We start from the raw sequence: 17,758 nt of genomic DNA, 5'->3' as shown, positions 1-17,758 counted from the left end.
CGCGCTGCCGGCACCACAGGTGCAGGCACACAGCTTCGAGGCGCCACAGGGTGAGCTGGAACAGCACCTGGCACAGCTCTGGCGCGATCTGCTCAAGGTGGAGCAGGTCGGCCGGCACGACCACTTCTTCGAGCTCGGCGGCCACTCGCTGCTGGCCACCCGCCTGCTGGCGCTGATCCGCGAGACGCGCGGCGTCACGGTGCCGCTGGCGCAGGCCTTCGAGGCCACCACCGTGGCCGCCATGGCCAGCCTGATCCGCACCCTGGAAAGCCAGGCCCTCAACGATGAACGGCTGGATGCGCTCGACGACCTGATGAGCGCTCTGGAGGAAATTCAGTGAATCTGTTGCATGACAAAGCCCTGCTGCTGTCGCGTCGCTTTCTCGGCCTGGGGCCACAGCAGCGCCGCGCCTTCCTCGACAAGCTGCGCGAACAGGGGCTCGACGCCTCGGCGCTGCCGATCCCGCCGGGTGCGGCCGATGCCGAGGGCAGCGTGCTGTCCTACGCGCAGCAGCGCCTGTGGTTCCTCGAACAGCTGCAGCCGGGTAACAGCGCCTATCACCTGCCGGGCGCCCTGCAATTGCAGGGGCCATTGGACGAGGCCGCGCTGCTGGGCGCCTTCGGCGATCTGGCGCAGCGTCACCCGAGCCTGCGCACGCGCTTCTTCACCGATGCCGACGGCAACCCGCGTCAGTGCGTCGAAGCAGCGCCGGCACTGATCCTGGAGCCGCTGCAGGGCGATGACTTTGCCGCCCTGGCGCGTGAGTTCGCCCAGCGCCCGTTCGATCTCGAGCAGGCGCCGCTGTGGCGCATCGGTTTGCTGCGCGAGGATGAGCAGCGGCATGCGCTGCTGGTCTGTCTGCACCACATCATCGCCGACGGCTGGTCGATCCAACTGCTGTTGACCGAACTGGCGCAGTTCTACCGTGCGCGCGTGCAGTGCGAACCTGCCGCGCTCGCCGAGCTGTCGTTGAGTTACGCCGACCATGCCCTGTGGCAGCGCGCCTGCCTGGATGCCGGCGAAGGCGAGCGGCAACTGGCCTACTGGCGCGAACAACTGGGCGATGAGCAGCCGTTGCTGGAGCTGCCTTGCGATCATCCGCGCCCGGCGCAGCAGAGCTTTCGTGGCGCGCGCCTGGCCTTTCGCGTGGAGCCCGCGCTGGCGGCGCGCGTGCGCGAGCTGGCCCGGCAACAGGGCTGCACGCCGTTCACCGTGTTGCTGGCGGCCTACAAGGTGCTGTTGCAGCGCACCAGCGGGCAGCGCGACCTGCGCGTCGGCGTGCCCATCGCCGGGCGGACGCAGAGCGAAACCCAGGGGCTGATCGGCTTCTTCGTCAACACCCAGGTGCTGCGCAGCGAGCTGAGCGGCGAGCAGAGTTTCGAGCAACTGCTGGCACAGGTGCTGCGCACGGCGCAGGGTGCACAGGCGCACCAGGCGCTGCCTTTCGAGCAACTGGTCGAGGCGCTGGCGCCCGAGCGCAGTCTCAGCCACAACCCGCTGTTCCAGGTGCTGTACAACCACCAGCAGCGCCCGCAGGACAGCCTGCAGCTGACCGCCGACCTGCGTGCCGAGCTGATCGCCCTGGACAGCGGCAGTGCGCAGTTCGACCTGGCCCTGCACACCTGGGAAGGCCCGGGCGAGGAGCTGGCCGGCAACTGGAACTACGCCCTGGATCTGTTCGAAGCAGCCACGGTCGAGCGTCTGCATCAGCGTTTCATTCGCCTGCTGGAACAACTGCTGGCCCAGCCGCAGCTGGCCATCGGCGAGCACCGCCTAGACGATGATCAGGATCGTCTGGCGCTGACCAGCTTCAATGCCACCCGCGTCGATTACGGTGTGGTCGAGCCGGTGCATCGTCAGTTCGAACGGCGCGTGCAGGCGCAGCCGCAGGCCATCGCCCTGGTGTTCGGCGAGCAGCGTCTGAGCTACGCCGAGCTGGACCTGCGCGCCAACCAGCTGGCTCACCATCTGCAAAAGCTCGGCATGACTCGCGACAGCCTGGTGGGTGTGGCGGCGCTGCGTTCGGTGGAGATGGTGGTAGCGCTGTACGCCATCCTCAAGGCCGGCGGCGCTTACGTGCCGATGGACCCGGAGTATCCGGCCGAACGTTTGCGCTACATGCTCGACGACGCCGGCGTCAGCCTGCTGCTGAGCCACGATGCGGTGATCGATAGCCTGCCGGACGTCAGCGGTGTGCAGGTGCTCAATCTCGATCATCTGGATGTCAGCGGTGAGCCGCCGAACGCGCCCGACGTGGCGATTCATCCCGAGCAATTGGCCTACCTGATCTACACCTCCGGCTCCACCGGCAAGCCCAAGGGCGCCGGCAACAGCCATGCTGCCTTGTACAACCGCCTGGCCTGGATGCAGGACGCCTACCACCTGACGGCTGACGATCGGGTGCTGCAGAAAACTCCGTTCAGCTTCGACGTGTCGGTGTGGGAATTCTTCTGGCCACTGATCACAGGCGCGCGTCTGGCGATGGCGCAGCCGGGCGATCACCGCGACCCGGCCAAGCTGGTCGAGCTGATCGAGCGTGAAAAAATCAGCACCTTGCACTTCGTGCCCTCGATGCTGGCGGCCTTCGTCGGTCATGGCGAGCTGCACGGCTGCGACAGCCTGCGACGCATCGTCTGCAGCGGTGAAGCGCTGCCGGCGGAGCTGGCCAGCAGCACGCGGCAACTGTTGCCGCAGGCCGAGCTGTACAACCTGTATGGCCCGACCGAAGCGGCCATCGACGTGACCCACTGGCGCTGCAGCGGCCAGGAGCGGCGCAGCGTGCCGATTGGCCGGCCAATCGCCAACCTGCAGATCCATATCCTCGACGAGCGCCTCAACCCGCAGCCGATTGGCGTGGCCGGCGAGCTGTATATCGGTGGCCTTGGCCTGGCGCGCGGTTATCACCGTCGCCCTGGGCTGACCGCCGAACGCTTCGTCGCCAGCCCCTTCGGTGACGGCCAGCGCCTGTACCGCAGTGGCGACCTGGCGCGCTGGACCGAAGAGGGTGTGCTGGAATACCTCGGCCGTATCGACCATCAGGTCAAATTGCGTGGCCTGCGCATCGAGCTGGGTGAGATCGAAGCTGCACTGCTGGAGCATCCGGCGCTGCGCGAAGCGGTGGTGTTGGTGCGCGAGGTAGCGGGCAGCCCGCAACTGGTGGCCTACGTGGTTGGCGATGCGCTCAAGGAAGAAGCGCTGCGCGCCCAGCTCAAGCAGCGTTTGCCCGAGTTCATGCTGCCGAGCTACTTCGTAGCGCTGGAGCGCCTGCCGCTGTCGCCCAATGGCAAGCTGGAACGCAAGGCGCTGCCGGAACCGCAGCGCATCCAGCGCGACTACCAGGCGCCGCGTGCGGGAATTGAAAGCCAGTTGGCAAGCATCTGGCAGGAACTGCTGGGTGTGGAGCGGGTAGGGCGCGACGACAACTTCTTCGAGCTGGGTGGCGACTCCATTCTCAGCCTGCAGATCATTGCCCGTGCCCGCCGTCAGGGCATCGAGCTGACGCCGCGGCAACTGTTCGAACGCCAGAGCATCGCCGAGCTGGCTCAGGTCGCAACCCGCAGCGCCGAGGCACCGAGCTGCATCATCGACAGCCAGCGCGATATCCCGCTGACGCCGATCCAGCACAGGTTCTTCGCCCAGTCGATGAACAATCGTCAGCACTGGAACCAGTCCGTGCTGCTCAGTGCACGCGAGCCGCTGCAGCCGCAGCGCCTCAACGCTGGCCTGCAGGCCGTGCTGGCGCAGCACGATGCCCTGCGCCTGCGTTTCGAGCAGCAAGGCGACAGCTGGCGCCAGCGCTATGCGGCCGAGGCCGAAACGCTCGAGCTGCGCGTCGAGCGCTGCAGTCTGGCCGAGCTGAGCGCGCTGTGCGATGAGGTGCAGGCCAGCCTCGATCTGAGCCGTGGCCCGCTGTTGCGCGCCGTGCTGGTGCAGTTGCACGAAGGTGGCGAGCGCCTGTTGCTGGTGGTTCACCACCTGGCGATCGATGGCGTTTCCTGGCGCATCCTGCTCGATGACCTGCAGCGTGCCTACGCGCAGCTGGTGGCGGGCGCCGCTGCCGATCTGGGGCGCAAGAGCAGTGCCTGGCAGAGCTGGAGCGAGCGCCTGGCGGCTTATGCATCCAGCCCCGAAGTGGCCGCCGAACGTGCTTACTGGCAGGCGCTGCCGGCTGATCGCGGGCTTCCCTGCGACTACCCGCAAGGGCGCAACCTGACGGCCTGCGCCGAGCATTTGCAGGTGCAGCTCGACCCCGCCACCACCGAGGCGCTGCTGACACAGGCACCGGCGGCGTACCGCACGCAGATCAACGACCTGCTGCTCAGTGCCCTGGCCCATGCCCTGCGTGACTGGAACGGACAGGCGCACACCCTGATCGCCCTCGAAGGCCATGGCCGTGAAGCGTTGTTCGAGGATCTGGACCTGAGCCAGACCCTGGGCTGGTTCACCAGCCTCTACCCGCTGTTGCTGCAGGCCCGTGATGACTGGGATGCGACCCTCAAGGGCACCAAGGAGAATCTGCGTCAGGTGCCGCGCGGTGGCATGGGTTACGGCCTGTTGAAATACCTGCAGGGCGATGACCTGCCTGCGCTGGATGACGCACTGCTGTTCAATTACCTGGGGCGCATGCAGGCGAGCGGGCAGCTGTTCGACCTGGCTGAGGAATCCTCCGGCGCGCAACGCGACGCCAGCGCACCGCTGGCCTGTGCCCTGGCCCTGGACGGTCGCGTCACGGGCGGCTGCCTGCACTTCACCTGCACCTTCAGCCATGAGCGCTTCGCCCGCGAACGCATCGTCGAGCTGCTCGATGCGTACCGCCGCGCGCTCGTCGAGCTGGTGCAGCACTGCCGTACACAGGCGGCTGTCACCCCCAGCGATTTCCCCTTCGTGCCGCTCGGCCAGGCCGATCTCGACAGCCTGCCGCTGCCGGCTCGGCAGATCGAGGACATCTATCCGCTGACGCCGATGCAGCAGGGCCTGCTGTTCCACAGCGAACTGCAGGCGGCCGATGGTGCCTATGTCAATCAGCTCAGCCTGGAGGTCGAAGGCTTGCCGGTGGCGCGCTTCAAGGCCGCCTGGGCGGCTGCGCTGCAGCGCCATCCGCTGCTGCGCGGAGCCTTCCTGCGCCTGGGCGCCGATCAACAGGCGGTGCAGCTGGTGCAGCGCGAGGCGCAGCTGACGATTCGCGAACTGGATGGAAGCGACCTCGACCTGCAAGCACTGCTGTGCGAGGAGCGCGAGACGCCATTCGACCTGACGCAGCCGCCGCTGATGCGCCTGGTGCTGGTACGTCTGGGCGAAGGGCGTCATCAACTGATCTGGACGCTGCACCATATCCTGTTCGACGGCTGGAGCAGTGCCGCGCTGCTGGCGCAGGTGCTGCAGGACACGCGTGGCGAGGGCGGTGCGCAGGAGGTCGGGCATTACCCGGACTACCTGGCCTGGCTGCAACGCCAGGATATCGCCGGCAGCGAGGCGTTCTGGCGTGAGCAGTTGCAGGGCTTCGATGAGCCGACGCTACTGGCCGGCAGCCTGCGCAATGAGCTGCCTGCAAGCGGCAGCGGTGTGCACGTCCTGAACCTGCCGCGTGCTGAACTCGAAGCCTTCGCCAAGGCTCGACGCATCACCCTCAATACCCTGATCCAGGCGGCCTGGACGCTGCTCCTGCAGCGTTATTGCGGGCGCCGCCAGGTGGCCTTCGGCGCCACCGTAGCGGGGCGCCCGGCGAGTGTGGCGGGCATCGAACACATGCTTGGCCTGTTCATCAATACCCTGCCGGTGGTGCAGGCTCCGCAGCTACATGAGCCTGTCGGTGACTGGCTCGACGCGCTGCAGGCGCACAACCTGGCGTTGCGTGAGCACGAGCAGGTGCCGCTGTTCCGTTTGCAGCAACTGGCCGGCCACGCCGGGCGCGAGCTGTTCGACACCCTGCTGGTGTTCGAGAACTACCCGGTGGATCAAGTGTTGCAGGGACAGGGCGACGGCCTGCGCTTCGCCAACCTGCAAGCGCACGAGCAGACCCATTACCCGCTGAGCCTGGCGGTAATGGCAGGCAACGAACTGCAGGTGCACTGGCACTATCAGTGCGCGCATTTCAGCGACCGGCAGATCGCCGGCATGAGTCGCCAGTTCGAACAGCTTCTGCACGCCCTGTGCGTTGATGCGCAGCGTTGTATCGGTGATCTGCCCTTGCTGGGCGAGGCCGAGGTAGCCGAAGTCGAAGCCTGGAACGATCCAGAACCGGTTCCGAGCACCATCCAGCTATTGCCAGAACGGATTGCCGAACAGGCACGCCTGCGCCCGACGGCCATTGCCCTGGTGCATGGCCAGCAGCGCCTGAGCTTCGCCGAGCTGGAAGCTCGCGCCAATCGCCTGGCCCACCAGCTGATCGCCCGTGGCGTCGGTGCCGAGGTGCGCGTCGGTGTGGCCCTGGAGCGCGGCATCGAGTTGTTCGTCGCCTTGCTGGCAGTGCTCAAGGCTGGCGGCTCCTATGTGCCGCTGGACCCGGACTACCCCGGCGAACGCCTGCGCTACATGCTCGAAGACGCCGGGGTGAAGCTGCTGCTGAGCCACCAGGCGGCTTTGCCACGTTTGCCCGAGGTGGCCGGTATCGAAGTGCTCGACCTCGATCATCTGCCGCTGAACGATCAGCCAGAGCAGGTGCCCGAGGTAGCGATTCATCCCGAGCAACTGGCCTATCTGATCTACACCTCCGGCTCCACCGGCAAGCCCAAAGGCGTGGCGGTGGCCCATGGCGCGATTGCCCTGCATTGCCAAGCCATTGGCGAGCGTTACGAACTGACGGCCGAGGATCGCGAGTTGCACTTCCTCTCGGTCAGCTTCGACGGCGCCCACGAGCGCTGGCTCACACCGCTGAGCCATGGCGCGCGCGTGGTGATCCGCGACCAGCAACTGTGGAGCGTGCAGCAGACCTACGACTGCCTGATTGCAGAAGGCATCAGCGTGGTGGCCTTGCCGCCCAGCTACCTGCGCCAGTTGGCCGAGTGGGCCGAGCAATGCGGCAAAGCGCCTGGGGTGAGGACCTACTGCTTCGCCGGCGAAGCCTTCAGCCGCGAGCTGTTGCAACAGGTGATTCGCAGCCTGCAACCGCAGTGGATCATCAACGGCTACGGCCCGACTGAAACCGTGGTCACGCCAACCCTGTGGCGAGTGCCGGCGGCCACGGCCGATTTCGCCACTGCTTACGCGCCGATTGGTGACCGTGTCGGCACACGCCAAGGTTACGTGCTGGATGCCGACCTCAACCTGTTGCCGGTCGGTGTGGCTGGCGAGCTGTATCTGGGCGGGCTGCTGGCTCGGGGGTATCTGGATCGACCGGGCGCTACCGCCGAGCGTTTCGTGCCCAATCCGTACCGCCCCGGTGAGCGCCTGTACCGCACCGGCGACCGTGTGCGCCTGGGCGCCGATGGCCAGCTGGAATACCTGGGCCGGCTGGATCAGCAGATCAAGTTGCGTGGCTTCCGTATCGAAATCGGCGAAGTCGAGGCGGCGCTGAAAGCCTGCGCTGGGGTGGGCGAAGCACTGGTGGTGGTCAAGGACAGCGCGGCAGGCAAGCGCCTGGTGGGCTACGTCAGCGGCCAGGGCTTGAGCGAGAGTGACCTGAAAGCGCAGCTCAAGCAGCGTCTGCCGGCGCATATGGTGCCGAGCCATATCCTGGCGCTGGAGCGTCTACCGCTGCTGCCCAATGGCAAGCTGGACCGGCAAAGCCTGCCGGAGCCGCGGGTGGAGGCGGGTGCCTACCAGGCGCCGCGTACCGAGCAGGAACAGTTGCTGGCCGAACTGTGGAGCGAGCTGCTGGAGCAGCCGCGCATCGGTCGTGACGATCACTTCTTCGAATTGGGCGGCCACTCATTGCTGGCGACGCAACTGATCTCTCGCCTGCGCCACGCGCACGGTCTGGATCTGCCGCTGCGCGCCGTGTTCGAGGCGCCGCTACTCAGCGATCTGGCCAGGCAGCTGGAACAAGCTGGAAGCGCCGTCGACCTGCCTCTGCAGGCCAGAGGCGAGCGGGCGCAGGCGCCACAGTCCTTCGCTCAGCAGCGCCTGTGGTTCCTTCAGCAACTGGAGCCGAGCAGCAGTGCCTACCACCTGCCGGGCGTGCTGCGCCTGCGTGGCGAGGTGGACCGGCAGGCACTGCAGCAGGCCTTCGAAGCCCTGGCCGAGCGTCACTGGATTCTGCGTACCACCTTCACCCAGGACGCCGAGGGCCAGCCGCTGCAATGCATACAGCCGCAGGCAACGGTGAACCTGGAGATGCTCCAGGCCAGGGGTGAGCACGCCTTTCAGGCCATGGCGCGGGCATTCATAGAAAAGCCTTTCGAGCTGCAGCAGTCGCCGCCCTGGCGTGTCGCCCTGGTGACGCTGGAGCCGGGCGAGCAGCGCCTGCTGCTATGCCTGCATCACCTGCTGTCCGATGGCTGGTCCGTGCAGATTCTGCTGGCCGAATTCGCCGCCCTGTACAACGCCGCCCGCGCTGGCGTGGCGGCTGCACTGCCGGCACTGACCGTGCAGTACGCCGATTACGCGGCCTGGCAGCGTGAGTGGCTGGCGGGCGGTGAAGGTGCGCGGCAACTGGCCTACTGGCGCGAGCGACTGGGCGACGAGCAGCCACTGCTGGAACTGCCCTGCGACCACCCGCGACCGGCGCGGCAGAGTTTTCGCGGCGGGCGGGTGCATTTTCGTCTCGGCGCGGCGCTGGGCGAGCGCCTGCGCGAGCTGGCCCAGGCGCAGCACTCGACGCCCTTCATGGTGTTGCTGGGCGCCTACAAGGTGTTGCTGCATCGCCTGAGCGGGCAGCGCGATTTGCGCGTCGGCGTACCCATCGCCGGGCGTACGCGCACCGAGGTCGAAGGGCTGATCGGCTTGTTCGTCAACACCCAGGTGCTGCGCAGCGAGGTTGCTCCGCAGCAGAGCTTCACGGCGCTGGTCGAGCAGATCAGGCGCACCAGCCTGGACGCCCAGGCGCACCAGGAGCTGCCCTTCGAGCAACTGGTCGAGGCGTTGCAGCCCGAGCGCAGCCTCAGCCACAACCCGTTGTTCCAGGTGGCCTATGACCATCAGCAGGTGCGCCACGAGGCGTTGGGGCAGTTGCAGGATCTGCGCGCCGACGTGCTGACGATGGCCGATGGCGGCAGCCAGTTCGACCTGGCGCTCAACACCCAGGAAGATCGCCACGGCCAGTTCAGCGGCAGTTGGAACTACGCCCTTGATCTGTTCGAAGCCGCCACGGTCGAGCGTCTGCACCAGCGCTTTATCCGCCTGCTGGAGCAACTGCTGGCGCAGCCGCAGCTGGCCATCGGCGAGCACCGCCTGGACGATGATCAGGATCGTCTGGCGCTGACCAGCTTCAACGCCACCCGCGTCGATTACGGCGCGGTCGAGCCGGTGCATCGTCAGTTCGAACGGTGTGTACAGGCCCATCCTGAAGCCATCTCCCTGGTGTTCGGCGAGCTGCGTCTTAGCTACGCCGAACTGGACCGCCGCGCCAACCAGCTGGCTCATCATCTGCAAAAGCTCGGCGTGACTCGCGACAGCCTGGTGGGTGTGGCGGCGCTGCGTTCGGTGGAGATGGTGGTGGCGCTGTACGCCATCCTCAAGGCCGGCGGCGCCTATGTGCCGATGGACCCGGAGTACCCGGCCGAACGCCTGCGTTACATGCTCGACGACGCTGGCGTCAGCCTGCTGCTGAGCCACGATGCGGTGATCGACAGCCTGCCGGACGTCAGCGGTGTGCAGGTGCTCAACCTCGATCATCTGGATGTGAGCGGCGAGCCGCAGAGCGCGCCCGAGGTGGCGATTCATCCCGAGCAACTGGCCTACCTGATCTACACCTCCGGCTCCACCGGCAAGCCCAAGGGGGCCGGTAACAGCCATGCGGCGCTCTACAACCGCCTGGCCTGGATGCAGGAGGCTTACCAGCTCACGGCTGAAGATCGGGTGCTGCAGAAAACCCCGTTCAGTTTCGACGTGTCGGTGTGGGAATTCTTCTGGCCACTGATCACAGGCGCGCGTCTGGTGATGGCGCAGCCGGGCGATCACCGCGACCCGGCCAAGCTGGTCGAGCTGATCGCGCGTGAAAAAATCAGCACCCTGCACTTCGTGCCCTCGATGCTGGCGGCCTTTGTCAGCCATGGCGAGCTGCACGGCTGCGACAGCCTGCGACGCATCGTCTGCAGCGGTGAAGCGCTGCCGGCGGAACTGGCCAGCAGCACGCGGCAACTGCTGCCGCAGGCCGAGCTGTACAACCTGTATGGCCCGACCGAAGCGGCCATCGACGTGACCCACTGGCGCTGCAGTGGCCAGGAACGACGTAGCGTGCCGATTGGCCGGCCAATCGCCAACCTGCAGATTCATATCCTCGACGAGCGTCTCAACCCGCAGCCCATCGGTGTGGCAGGGGAGTTGTATATCGGTGGCCTCGGCCTGGCGCGCGGTTATCACCGCCGTCCGGGGCTGACCGCCGAACGCTTCGTTGCCAGCCCCTTCGGCGATGGTCAGCGCCTGTACCGCAGTGGCGACCTGGCGCGCTGGACCGAAGAAGGCGTGCTGGAATACCTCGGTCGTATCGATCATCAGGTCAAATTGCGTGGCTTGCGCATCGAGCTGGGCGAGATCGAGGCGGCGCTGCTGGAACATCCGGCGCTGCGCGAAGCGGTGGTGCTGGTGCGCGACGTGGCGGGTAGCCCGCAACTGGTGGCCTACGTGGTCGGCGATACGTTCGAGGAAGAAGCGCTGCGCGCTCAGCTCAAGCAGCGTTTGCCCGAGTTCATGGTGCCGAGCTACTTCGTAGCGCTGGAGCGCCTGCCGCTGTCGCCCAATGGCAAGCTGGAGCGCAAGGCGCTGCCGGAGCCGCAGCGCATCCAGCGCGATTACCAGGCGCCGCAACCCGGACTGGAAAGCCAGTTGGCGACCATCTGGCAGGAACTGCTGGGGGTGGAGCGGGTGGGGCGTGAGGATGATTTCTTCGCCCTCGGCGGGCACTCGCTGCTGGCGACGCAACTGGTGTCGCAGATTCGTCGCCAACTGCAGCGTGAGCTGCCGCTGCGCGCCGCCTTCGAAGCCAGCACCCTCAGTGCCCAGGTTCTGCAACTGGCGGCCGCCGACGCTGTGCCTGGCTTCGGTCTGCAGGCTCGCCAGCGTGCAGCGCGCAGCCCGCAGTCCTTCGCTCAGCATCGCCTGTGGTTCCTCGCCCAGCTGGAGCCCGACAGCCTGGCCTACCACCTGCCTTGTGCCGTGCGCCTGACGGGTGAGTTGAATATCCAGGCCCTGCAACGCAGTTTCGATGCCTTGGCGCAGCGCCATGAAAGCCTGCGCACCACCTTCACCAGTGGCGACGCGGGTGAGCCTTTGCAGTGCGTGCAGCAGCCGACTGCGGTAGTCCTCGAGCGCCTACAGGCGCAGGACGAGGCGCAACTGCAGCAGCAGGTCGATTGTGTCAGTCGACGTCCCTTCGATCTGGAACAGAGCCCGCCCTGGCGTGTGGCGCTCATCGAAGTGAGCTCGGAGCAGCATGTACTGGTGCTCTGCCTGCATCACATCATCGCCGATGGCTGGTCGATCCAGGTGCTGCTCGACGAGTTCGCCGCGCTCTATCGGGGCCATGCCGAAGGGCAGCCGGTGGGACTGGCGGCGCTGCCGATCCAGTACGCCGACTATGCCCTGTGGCAGCGCGATCATCTTGCTGGCAGCCGTCTGGCCGAGCAGGTGCAGTGGTGGCGTGAGCAGCTCGGCAATGAACAGCCGCTGCTGGAGCTGCCGGGGGATCGGCCGCGTCCGGCCGTGCGTCTGGGGCAGGGGGCGCGGCATGCCTTCAGCGTGCCGGCCTGCCTGGCCGAGCGACTGCGCGAGCAGGCGCAGTTGCATCAAGTCACGCCGTTCATGCTGATTCTGGCGGTCTACCAGGGCCTGCTGTATCGCCTGACCGGCCAGCACGACCTGCGTATTGGCGTGCCGGTGGCCGGGCGCACCCAGGGCGAGAGCGAGGGGCTGATCGGCCTGTTCGTCAACACCCTGGTGATTCGCAGTGAAGTGGATGCGCAGCATTCGTTCGTCGACCTGCTGCACCAGGTCAAGTCGCGGGTGGTCGGTGCCCAGGCCCACCAGGATGTGCCCTTCGAGCAACTGGTCGATGCTCTGCAGCCGGAGCGCAGCCTTAGCCACAACCCGCTGTTCCAGGTGGCGTACAACCATCAACGCCAGGACCATCGTGCGCTACAGGCGCTGCCCGGCCTGCAGTGTGAAAGCCTCGACTGCCAGGGGCAGAGCGCCCAGTTTGACCTGGTGCTGGGTACCCTCGAACAGGCCGATGGCCGCCTCGAGGCCTACCTGGATTACGCCACCGATCTGTTCGATGCCTCCAGCGTCGAGCGTCTGGCCGGCCAGCTCCTGCGCCTGCTCGATGGCGCCTGCCGCATGCCGCAGGCGTCGCTGGCTGATCTGCCCTTGCTGGGCGAGGCCGAGGTAGCCGAAGTCGAAGCCTGGAACGACCCAGAACCGCTTCCGAACAGCATTCAGCCATTGCCGGTGCGCATCGCCGAACAGGCGCGCCTGCGGCCGACGGCCATCGCCCTGGTACACGGCCAGCAGCGTCTGAGCTTCGCCGAGCTGGAAGCTCGCGCCAATCGCCTGGCCCATCAGTTGATCGCCCGTGGCGTCGGCGCCGAGGTGCGCGTCGGCGTGGCCCTGGAGCGCGGCATCGAGCTGTTCGTCGCCCTGCTGGCGGTACTCAAGGCTGGCGGCGCCTACGTGCCGCTGGACCCGGACTACCCCGGCGAGCGCCTGCGCTACATGCTCGAAGACGCCGGGGTGAAGCTGCTGCTGAGCCATCAGGCGGCCTTGCCACGTCTGCCCGAGGTGGCCGGTATCGAGGTGCTCGACCTTGATCATCTGCCGCTGAACGATCAGCCAGAGCAGGCTCCCGAGGTGAATATTCACCCCGAGCAACTGGCCTATCTGATCTACACCTCCGGCTCCACCGGCAAGCCCAAAGGCGTGGCGGTGGCCCATGGCACCATCGCCCTGCATTGCCAGGCGATTGTCGAGCGTTACGAGTTGACGGCGGAGGATCGTGAGCTGCACTTCCTCTCGGTCAGTTTCGATGGTGCCCACGAGCGCTGGTTGACGCCACTGAGCCATGGCGCGCGCGTGGTGATCCGTGACCAGCAACTGTGGAGCGTGCAGCAGACCTATGACTGCCTGATCGCCGAGGGCATCAGCGTGGTAGCGCTGCCTCCGAGCTACCTGCGTCAGCTGGCCGAATGGGCCGAGCAATGCGGTAAAGCGCCTGGGGTGAAAACCTACTGCTTCGCTGGCGAAGCCTTCAGCCGCGAGCTGTTGCAACAGGTGATCCGCAGCCTGCAACCGCAATGGATCATCAACGGCTACGGGCCGACCGAAACCGTGGTCACGCCAACCCTGTGGCGAGTGCCGGCGGCCACGGCCGACTTCACCACGGCCTATGCGCCGATTGGCGACCGGGTCGGGGCGCGCCAGGGCTACGTGCTGGATGCCGACCTCAACCTGTTGCCGGTCGGCGTGGCCGGCGAGCTCTACCTGGGTGGCCTGCTGGCGCGGGGTTATCTGGATCGACCGGGCGCTACCGCCGAGCGCTTCGTGCCCAATCCGTACCGTGCCGGTGAGCGCCTGTACCGCACCGGCGACCGCGTGCGCCTCGGTGCCGATGGTCAGCTGGAATACCTGGGCCGACTCGATCAGCAGATCAAGCTGCGTGGCTTCCGCATCGAAATCGGCGAAGTCGAGGCGGCGCTGAAAGCCTGCGCTGGGGTGGGCGAAGCACTGGTGGTGGTCAAGGACAGCGCTGCCGGTAAGCGTCTGGTGGGTTACGTCAGCGGCCAGGGCTTGAGCGAGAGTGACCTGAAAGCGCAGCTCAAGCAGCGCCTGCCAGCGCATATGGTGCCGAGCCATATCCTGGCGCTGGAGCGCCTGCCGCTGCTGCCCAACGGCAAGCTGGACCGGCAGAGCCTGCCCGAACCGCAGGTGGAGGCGGGTGCGTACCAGGCGCCGCGTACCGAGCAGGAACAGTTGCTGGCCGGGCTGTGGAGCGAGTTGCTCGGTATTGGTCAGATCAGCCGCGATGCCCAGTTCTTTGCCCTGGGCGGCGACTCGATCCAGTCCCTGAGCCTGGTAACGCGGCTGCGCAAGGCCGGTTGGGAGCTGACGCCCAAGGCGGTATTCCAGCATCCGCGCCTGGCCGACCTGGCGGCGGTGCTGACACCGCTCGGCACTGAAAACCTGGTGGTGCCGCGCGCCAGTGGCGAGCTGCCGCTGACGCCGATCCAGGCGCATTTCTTCTCGCTGCCCATGGCCAACCGTGCGCACTGGAACCAGGCATTGCTGCTCGACGTGCGTCGACCCTTGCAGGCCGCGCCTCTGCAGCGTGCGCTGCAGGGGCTGATCGCGCATCACGATGCGCTGCGCCTGGCCTTCCGCCAGGATGAAGCGGGCAACTGGCAGGCCTTCTATCGGGATGAGGAGCAAGCCGATCGTCTGTTGTGGCAGCGCCGCATCGATTCGGAGGCAGCCCTGCAGGCGCAATGCGAGGCCGCCCAGCGCAGCCTGGACCTGCAGCACGGCCCACTGCTGCGGGTGCTGCTTGTAGACATGCCCGATGGCGGCCAGCGCCTGTTGCTCGCCGCTCATCACCTGATCATCGATGGCGTTTCCTGGCGCATCCTGCTGGATGATCTGGCCCGCGCCTACCAGCAGGCTGTGGCTGGCCAGCCGGTCGATCTCGGTGACCGGCCAGGCAGCTATCAGGCCTGGGCCGAACACCTGTGGCGCCACGCGCAGGGAGTGCCGCTGGCCAGCGAGATGGACTACTGGCAGGCGCAGCGTGCCGGCCAGCGTTTGCCCGTGGATGACCCGGCCGGCGAGGCGAGCCATGCCCAGGTGCAGACCTGTACCTGGCAACTGAGCGAAGCGCAGACCCGGCGTCTGCTGCGCGAGACTCTGCAGCAGCAGGATGCGCGTATGGACGAAGTGCTGCTCGCCGCGCTTGCCGAAGGGTTGCGCCGCTGGGGCAGCCTCGATGACAGCCTGATCGCCCTGGAAGGTCATGGGCGCGAATGGCTCGACGAACAGGCTGAGCAGGATATCGGCCGTACGCTGGGCTGGTTCACCAGTCTCTACCCGCTGCGTCTGCAAGCGCAGGAAACACTGCCACAGACCCTGGCCGACGTTCGCCAGCGCCTGCGCGGCGTGCCCAACAAGGGGCTGGGTCATGGCCTGCTGCGCCATCTCGGTAACGCGGAACAACGCCGCAGCCTGGCCGAGCTGGGCGAGCCCGAGATTGCCTTCAACTACCTGGGGCAGTTCGACGCGCAGCTCGGCGATGGTCACTTCGCACCCGCCAGCGAGTCGCCGGGCACTCTGGTCGATCCGGCCACGGCGTTGACCCAGGAGCTGGAGATCAACGGCCAGGTGTTCGCCGGCCGCCTGAGCCTCAGTTGCCGCTTCAGCGCACAGCGCCATCGCCTGCAGCGTATCGAGGCGTTGCTGGCGGCGGTGGGCGATGCGCTGCAAGCCCTGATCGACGACACGCCAGCGGTGTTTGCACCACGACAGGAAGCCGCGGCTGCTGTAGCGCCCAGTCCGTTGCTGCGCCTGAACCAGGCGGATGCCGAACGGCCCACGCTGTTCTGCGTCCACCCGGTCAGCGGCACGCTGGTCGGTTACTACCCCTTGGCCCGCGCCCTGACGCCGCACTGGCAGGTGTTCGGCCTGCAGAACCGGCAATTGCTACAGCCGTCCTGGCGTGATCAGAGCCTCGAACAGATGGCCCGCGATTACGTCAGGGTGATGCTGGAAACCCAGGCGCAGGGGCCTTACCACCTGCTCGGCTGGTCGATGGGTGGCGCCCTGGTGCTGGCCATGGCCCGGCTGTTGGAGCGCCTGGGCAAAACGGTGGCCTTCGTCGGCCTGGTCGACGGCTATGTACCCGGCTCCGGTCTGGCTCGCGCACCACGCGCTGACGTGGCAGAGGCGTCGGTCACGGGCGACGACGACTGGCAACAGTTGCTTGCCCTGGAGCGGCACATGCACGCGCTGGCTGCACGGCACCGGCACATCCAGCCGTTGCGCAGCCCGGTGCAGGCCTGGTGGGCCGCGCACTCGCCGGAGAACAACCGCAATGGCGAAGCGCTGCTGCAGAGCGCCCTGGGCCGAGAGCTGCAGCTGTCGAGCTGGGTTGATGCCGACCACCTGGGCATCGTCCGCGATCCGTCCTTTATCGAACACCTGGGCCGGCAACTGGCCGTGCTCGATCAATCGTCACGGCCACTGGGCCTGGAGAGTCACGATCATGCAAATTGAACCGCATTACGATCCGCTGCCGATGCCTGTCGCGCTCGATCTCGCCCCTGAGACCACGCTGCGCGGCGCCGACTATCGCTTCGCCAGCACGGCCAGGCTGCAGCACCAGAGCGAGGTGGAGTCCAACGCGCGCAGCTATCCCAGGCGCATCCCGCTGGAGCTGCGCCGCGCCGAGGGCATCCACGTGCAGGACAGCGAGGGCCGCTGGTTCATCGATTGTCTGGCCGGTGCCGGCACCCTGGCGCTGGGGCACAACCATCCCGTCGTGTTGCAGGCCATTCGCGGCCTGCTCGATGGCAAGCGGCCGCTGCACACCCTGGACCTGATGACCGAAGCCAAGGACGACTTCATCAGCGAACTGTTCGCCTGCCTGCCGGCCGAGTTCGCCCGCGACGCGCGCATCCAGTTCTGCGGGCCGGCCGGCACCGATGCGGTAGAGGCGGCATTGAAGCTGGTGCGCACGGCTACCGGGCGTAGCCAGATGCTGGCTTTCCACGGCGCCTACCATGGCATGACCCAGGGCGCCCTGAGCCTGATGGGCAGCCTGGGGCCCAAGCAGTATCTGGACGGCATGATCAGTGGCGTACAGATGCTGCCGTACCCCTACGGCTACCGCTGCCCGTTCGGCCTGGGCGGTGCCGAGGGCGAGCGCGTCGGCCTGCATTACATCGAGAATCAGCTGTGCGATCCGGAAAGCGGTGTGCTGCCGGCTGCCGGCATGATTCTCGAGACAGTGCAGGGCGAGGGCGGGGTGATCGCCCCGTCCGCCGACTGGTTGCGCGGCATTCGGCGCATCACCCGTGAGGCCGGCGTGCCGCTGATTCTCGATGAGGTGCAGTGCGGTATCGGGCGCACCGGCAAGCTGTTCGCCTTCGAGCATGCCGGCATCACACCGGACGTGCTGGTGCTGTCCAAGGCCATCGGAGGTAGCCTGCCGCTGGCGGTGGTGGTCTACCACAAGGATCTCGACCGCTGGCAGCCAGGCGCGCACGCCGGCACCTTCCGTGGAAACCAGATGGCCATGGCGGCAGGCGCGGCCACCTTGCGGCTGATCCGCGAGGAGCGCCTGGACCAGCACGCCGCCGCCATGGGCGAACGCCTGTGTGCTCACCTGCAGGCACTGCAGGTGCGTTACCCGCAGATTGGCGAGGTGCGCGGCAGGGGGCTGATGCTCGGGGTGGAAATGGTCGATCCACAGGGCAGGGCGGATGCCATGGGCCATGCGCCGCACAACCGCGCGCTGGCCTCGGCAGTGCAGCAACAGTGCCTGCGTCGGGGCCTGATTCTGGAGGTGGGCGGGCGCCATTCCAGCGTCCTGCGCCTGCTGCCGCCACTGATCATCACGGCGGCACAGGTGGATCAGGTGGCAGAGATCTTCGCCAGCGCCCTCGACGCTGCGGTCAACCATTAA

3 protein-coding genes (1 of these 3 cut by a window edge) are annotated in these 17,758 nt (G+C 67.0%); all 3 read left to right on the top strand.

Annotated elements, in window-relative coordinates:
- Tightly spaced (each overlapping or abutting the next), the 3 genes in view from INS93_RS11235 to INS93_RS11225 form a layout consistent with a single transcriptional unit that may run on beyond the window.
- Positions 1–340, top strand: partial view of a non-ribosomal peptide synthetase gene (locus INS93_RS11235; RefSeq protein WP_192981972.1) — the 3' end only. 9,320 nt of this gene lie to the left of the window's left edge; the window shows 340 of its 9,660 coding nt (coding positions 9,321–9,660); its start codon lies off the left edge, out of view; it ends in the stop codon at positions 338–340.
- Positions 337–16,347 carry a non-ribosomal peptide synthase/polyketide synthase gene (locus INS93_RS11230; RefSeq protein ID WP_192981857.1) on the top strand — a complete coding sequence of 5,337 codons (16,011 nt, stop codon included), beginning with the start codon at positions 337–339 and terminating at the stop codon, positions 16,345–16,347. Before INS93_RS11235 ends, INS93_RS11230 begins: the two co-directional genes overlap by 4 nt.
- Positions 16,337–17,758, top strand: a complete 1,422-nt coding sequence (locus tag INS93_RS11225) for an aspartate aminotransferase family protein (protein WP_319017545.1) — start codon at positions 16,337–16,339, stop codon at positions 17,756–17,758. The genes INS93_RS11230 and INS93_RS11225 overlap by 11 nt, the downstream gene beginning before the upstream one ends.

Origin of the sequence: Pseudomonas sp. EggHat1 (genome assembly GCF_014892995.1) — a bacterium.
Lineage (GTDB): Bacteria > Pseudomonadota > Gammaproteobacteria > Pseudomonadales > Pseudomonadaceae > Aquipseudomonas > Aquipseudomonas chaetocerotis.
This window is presented reverse-complemented; position numbering and strand designations above follow the sequence as displayed.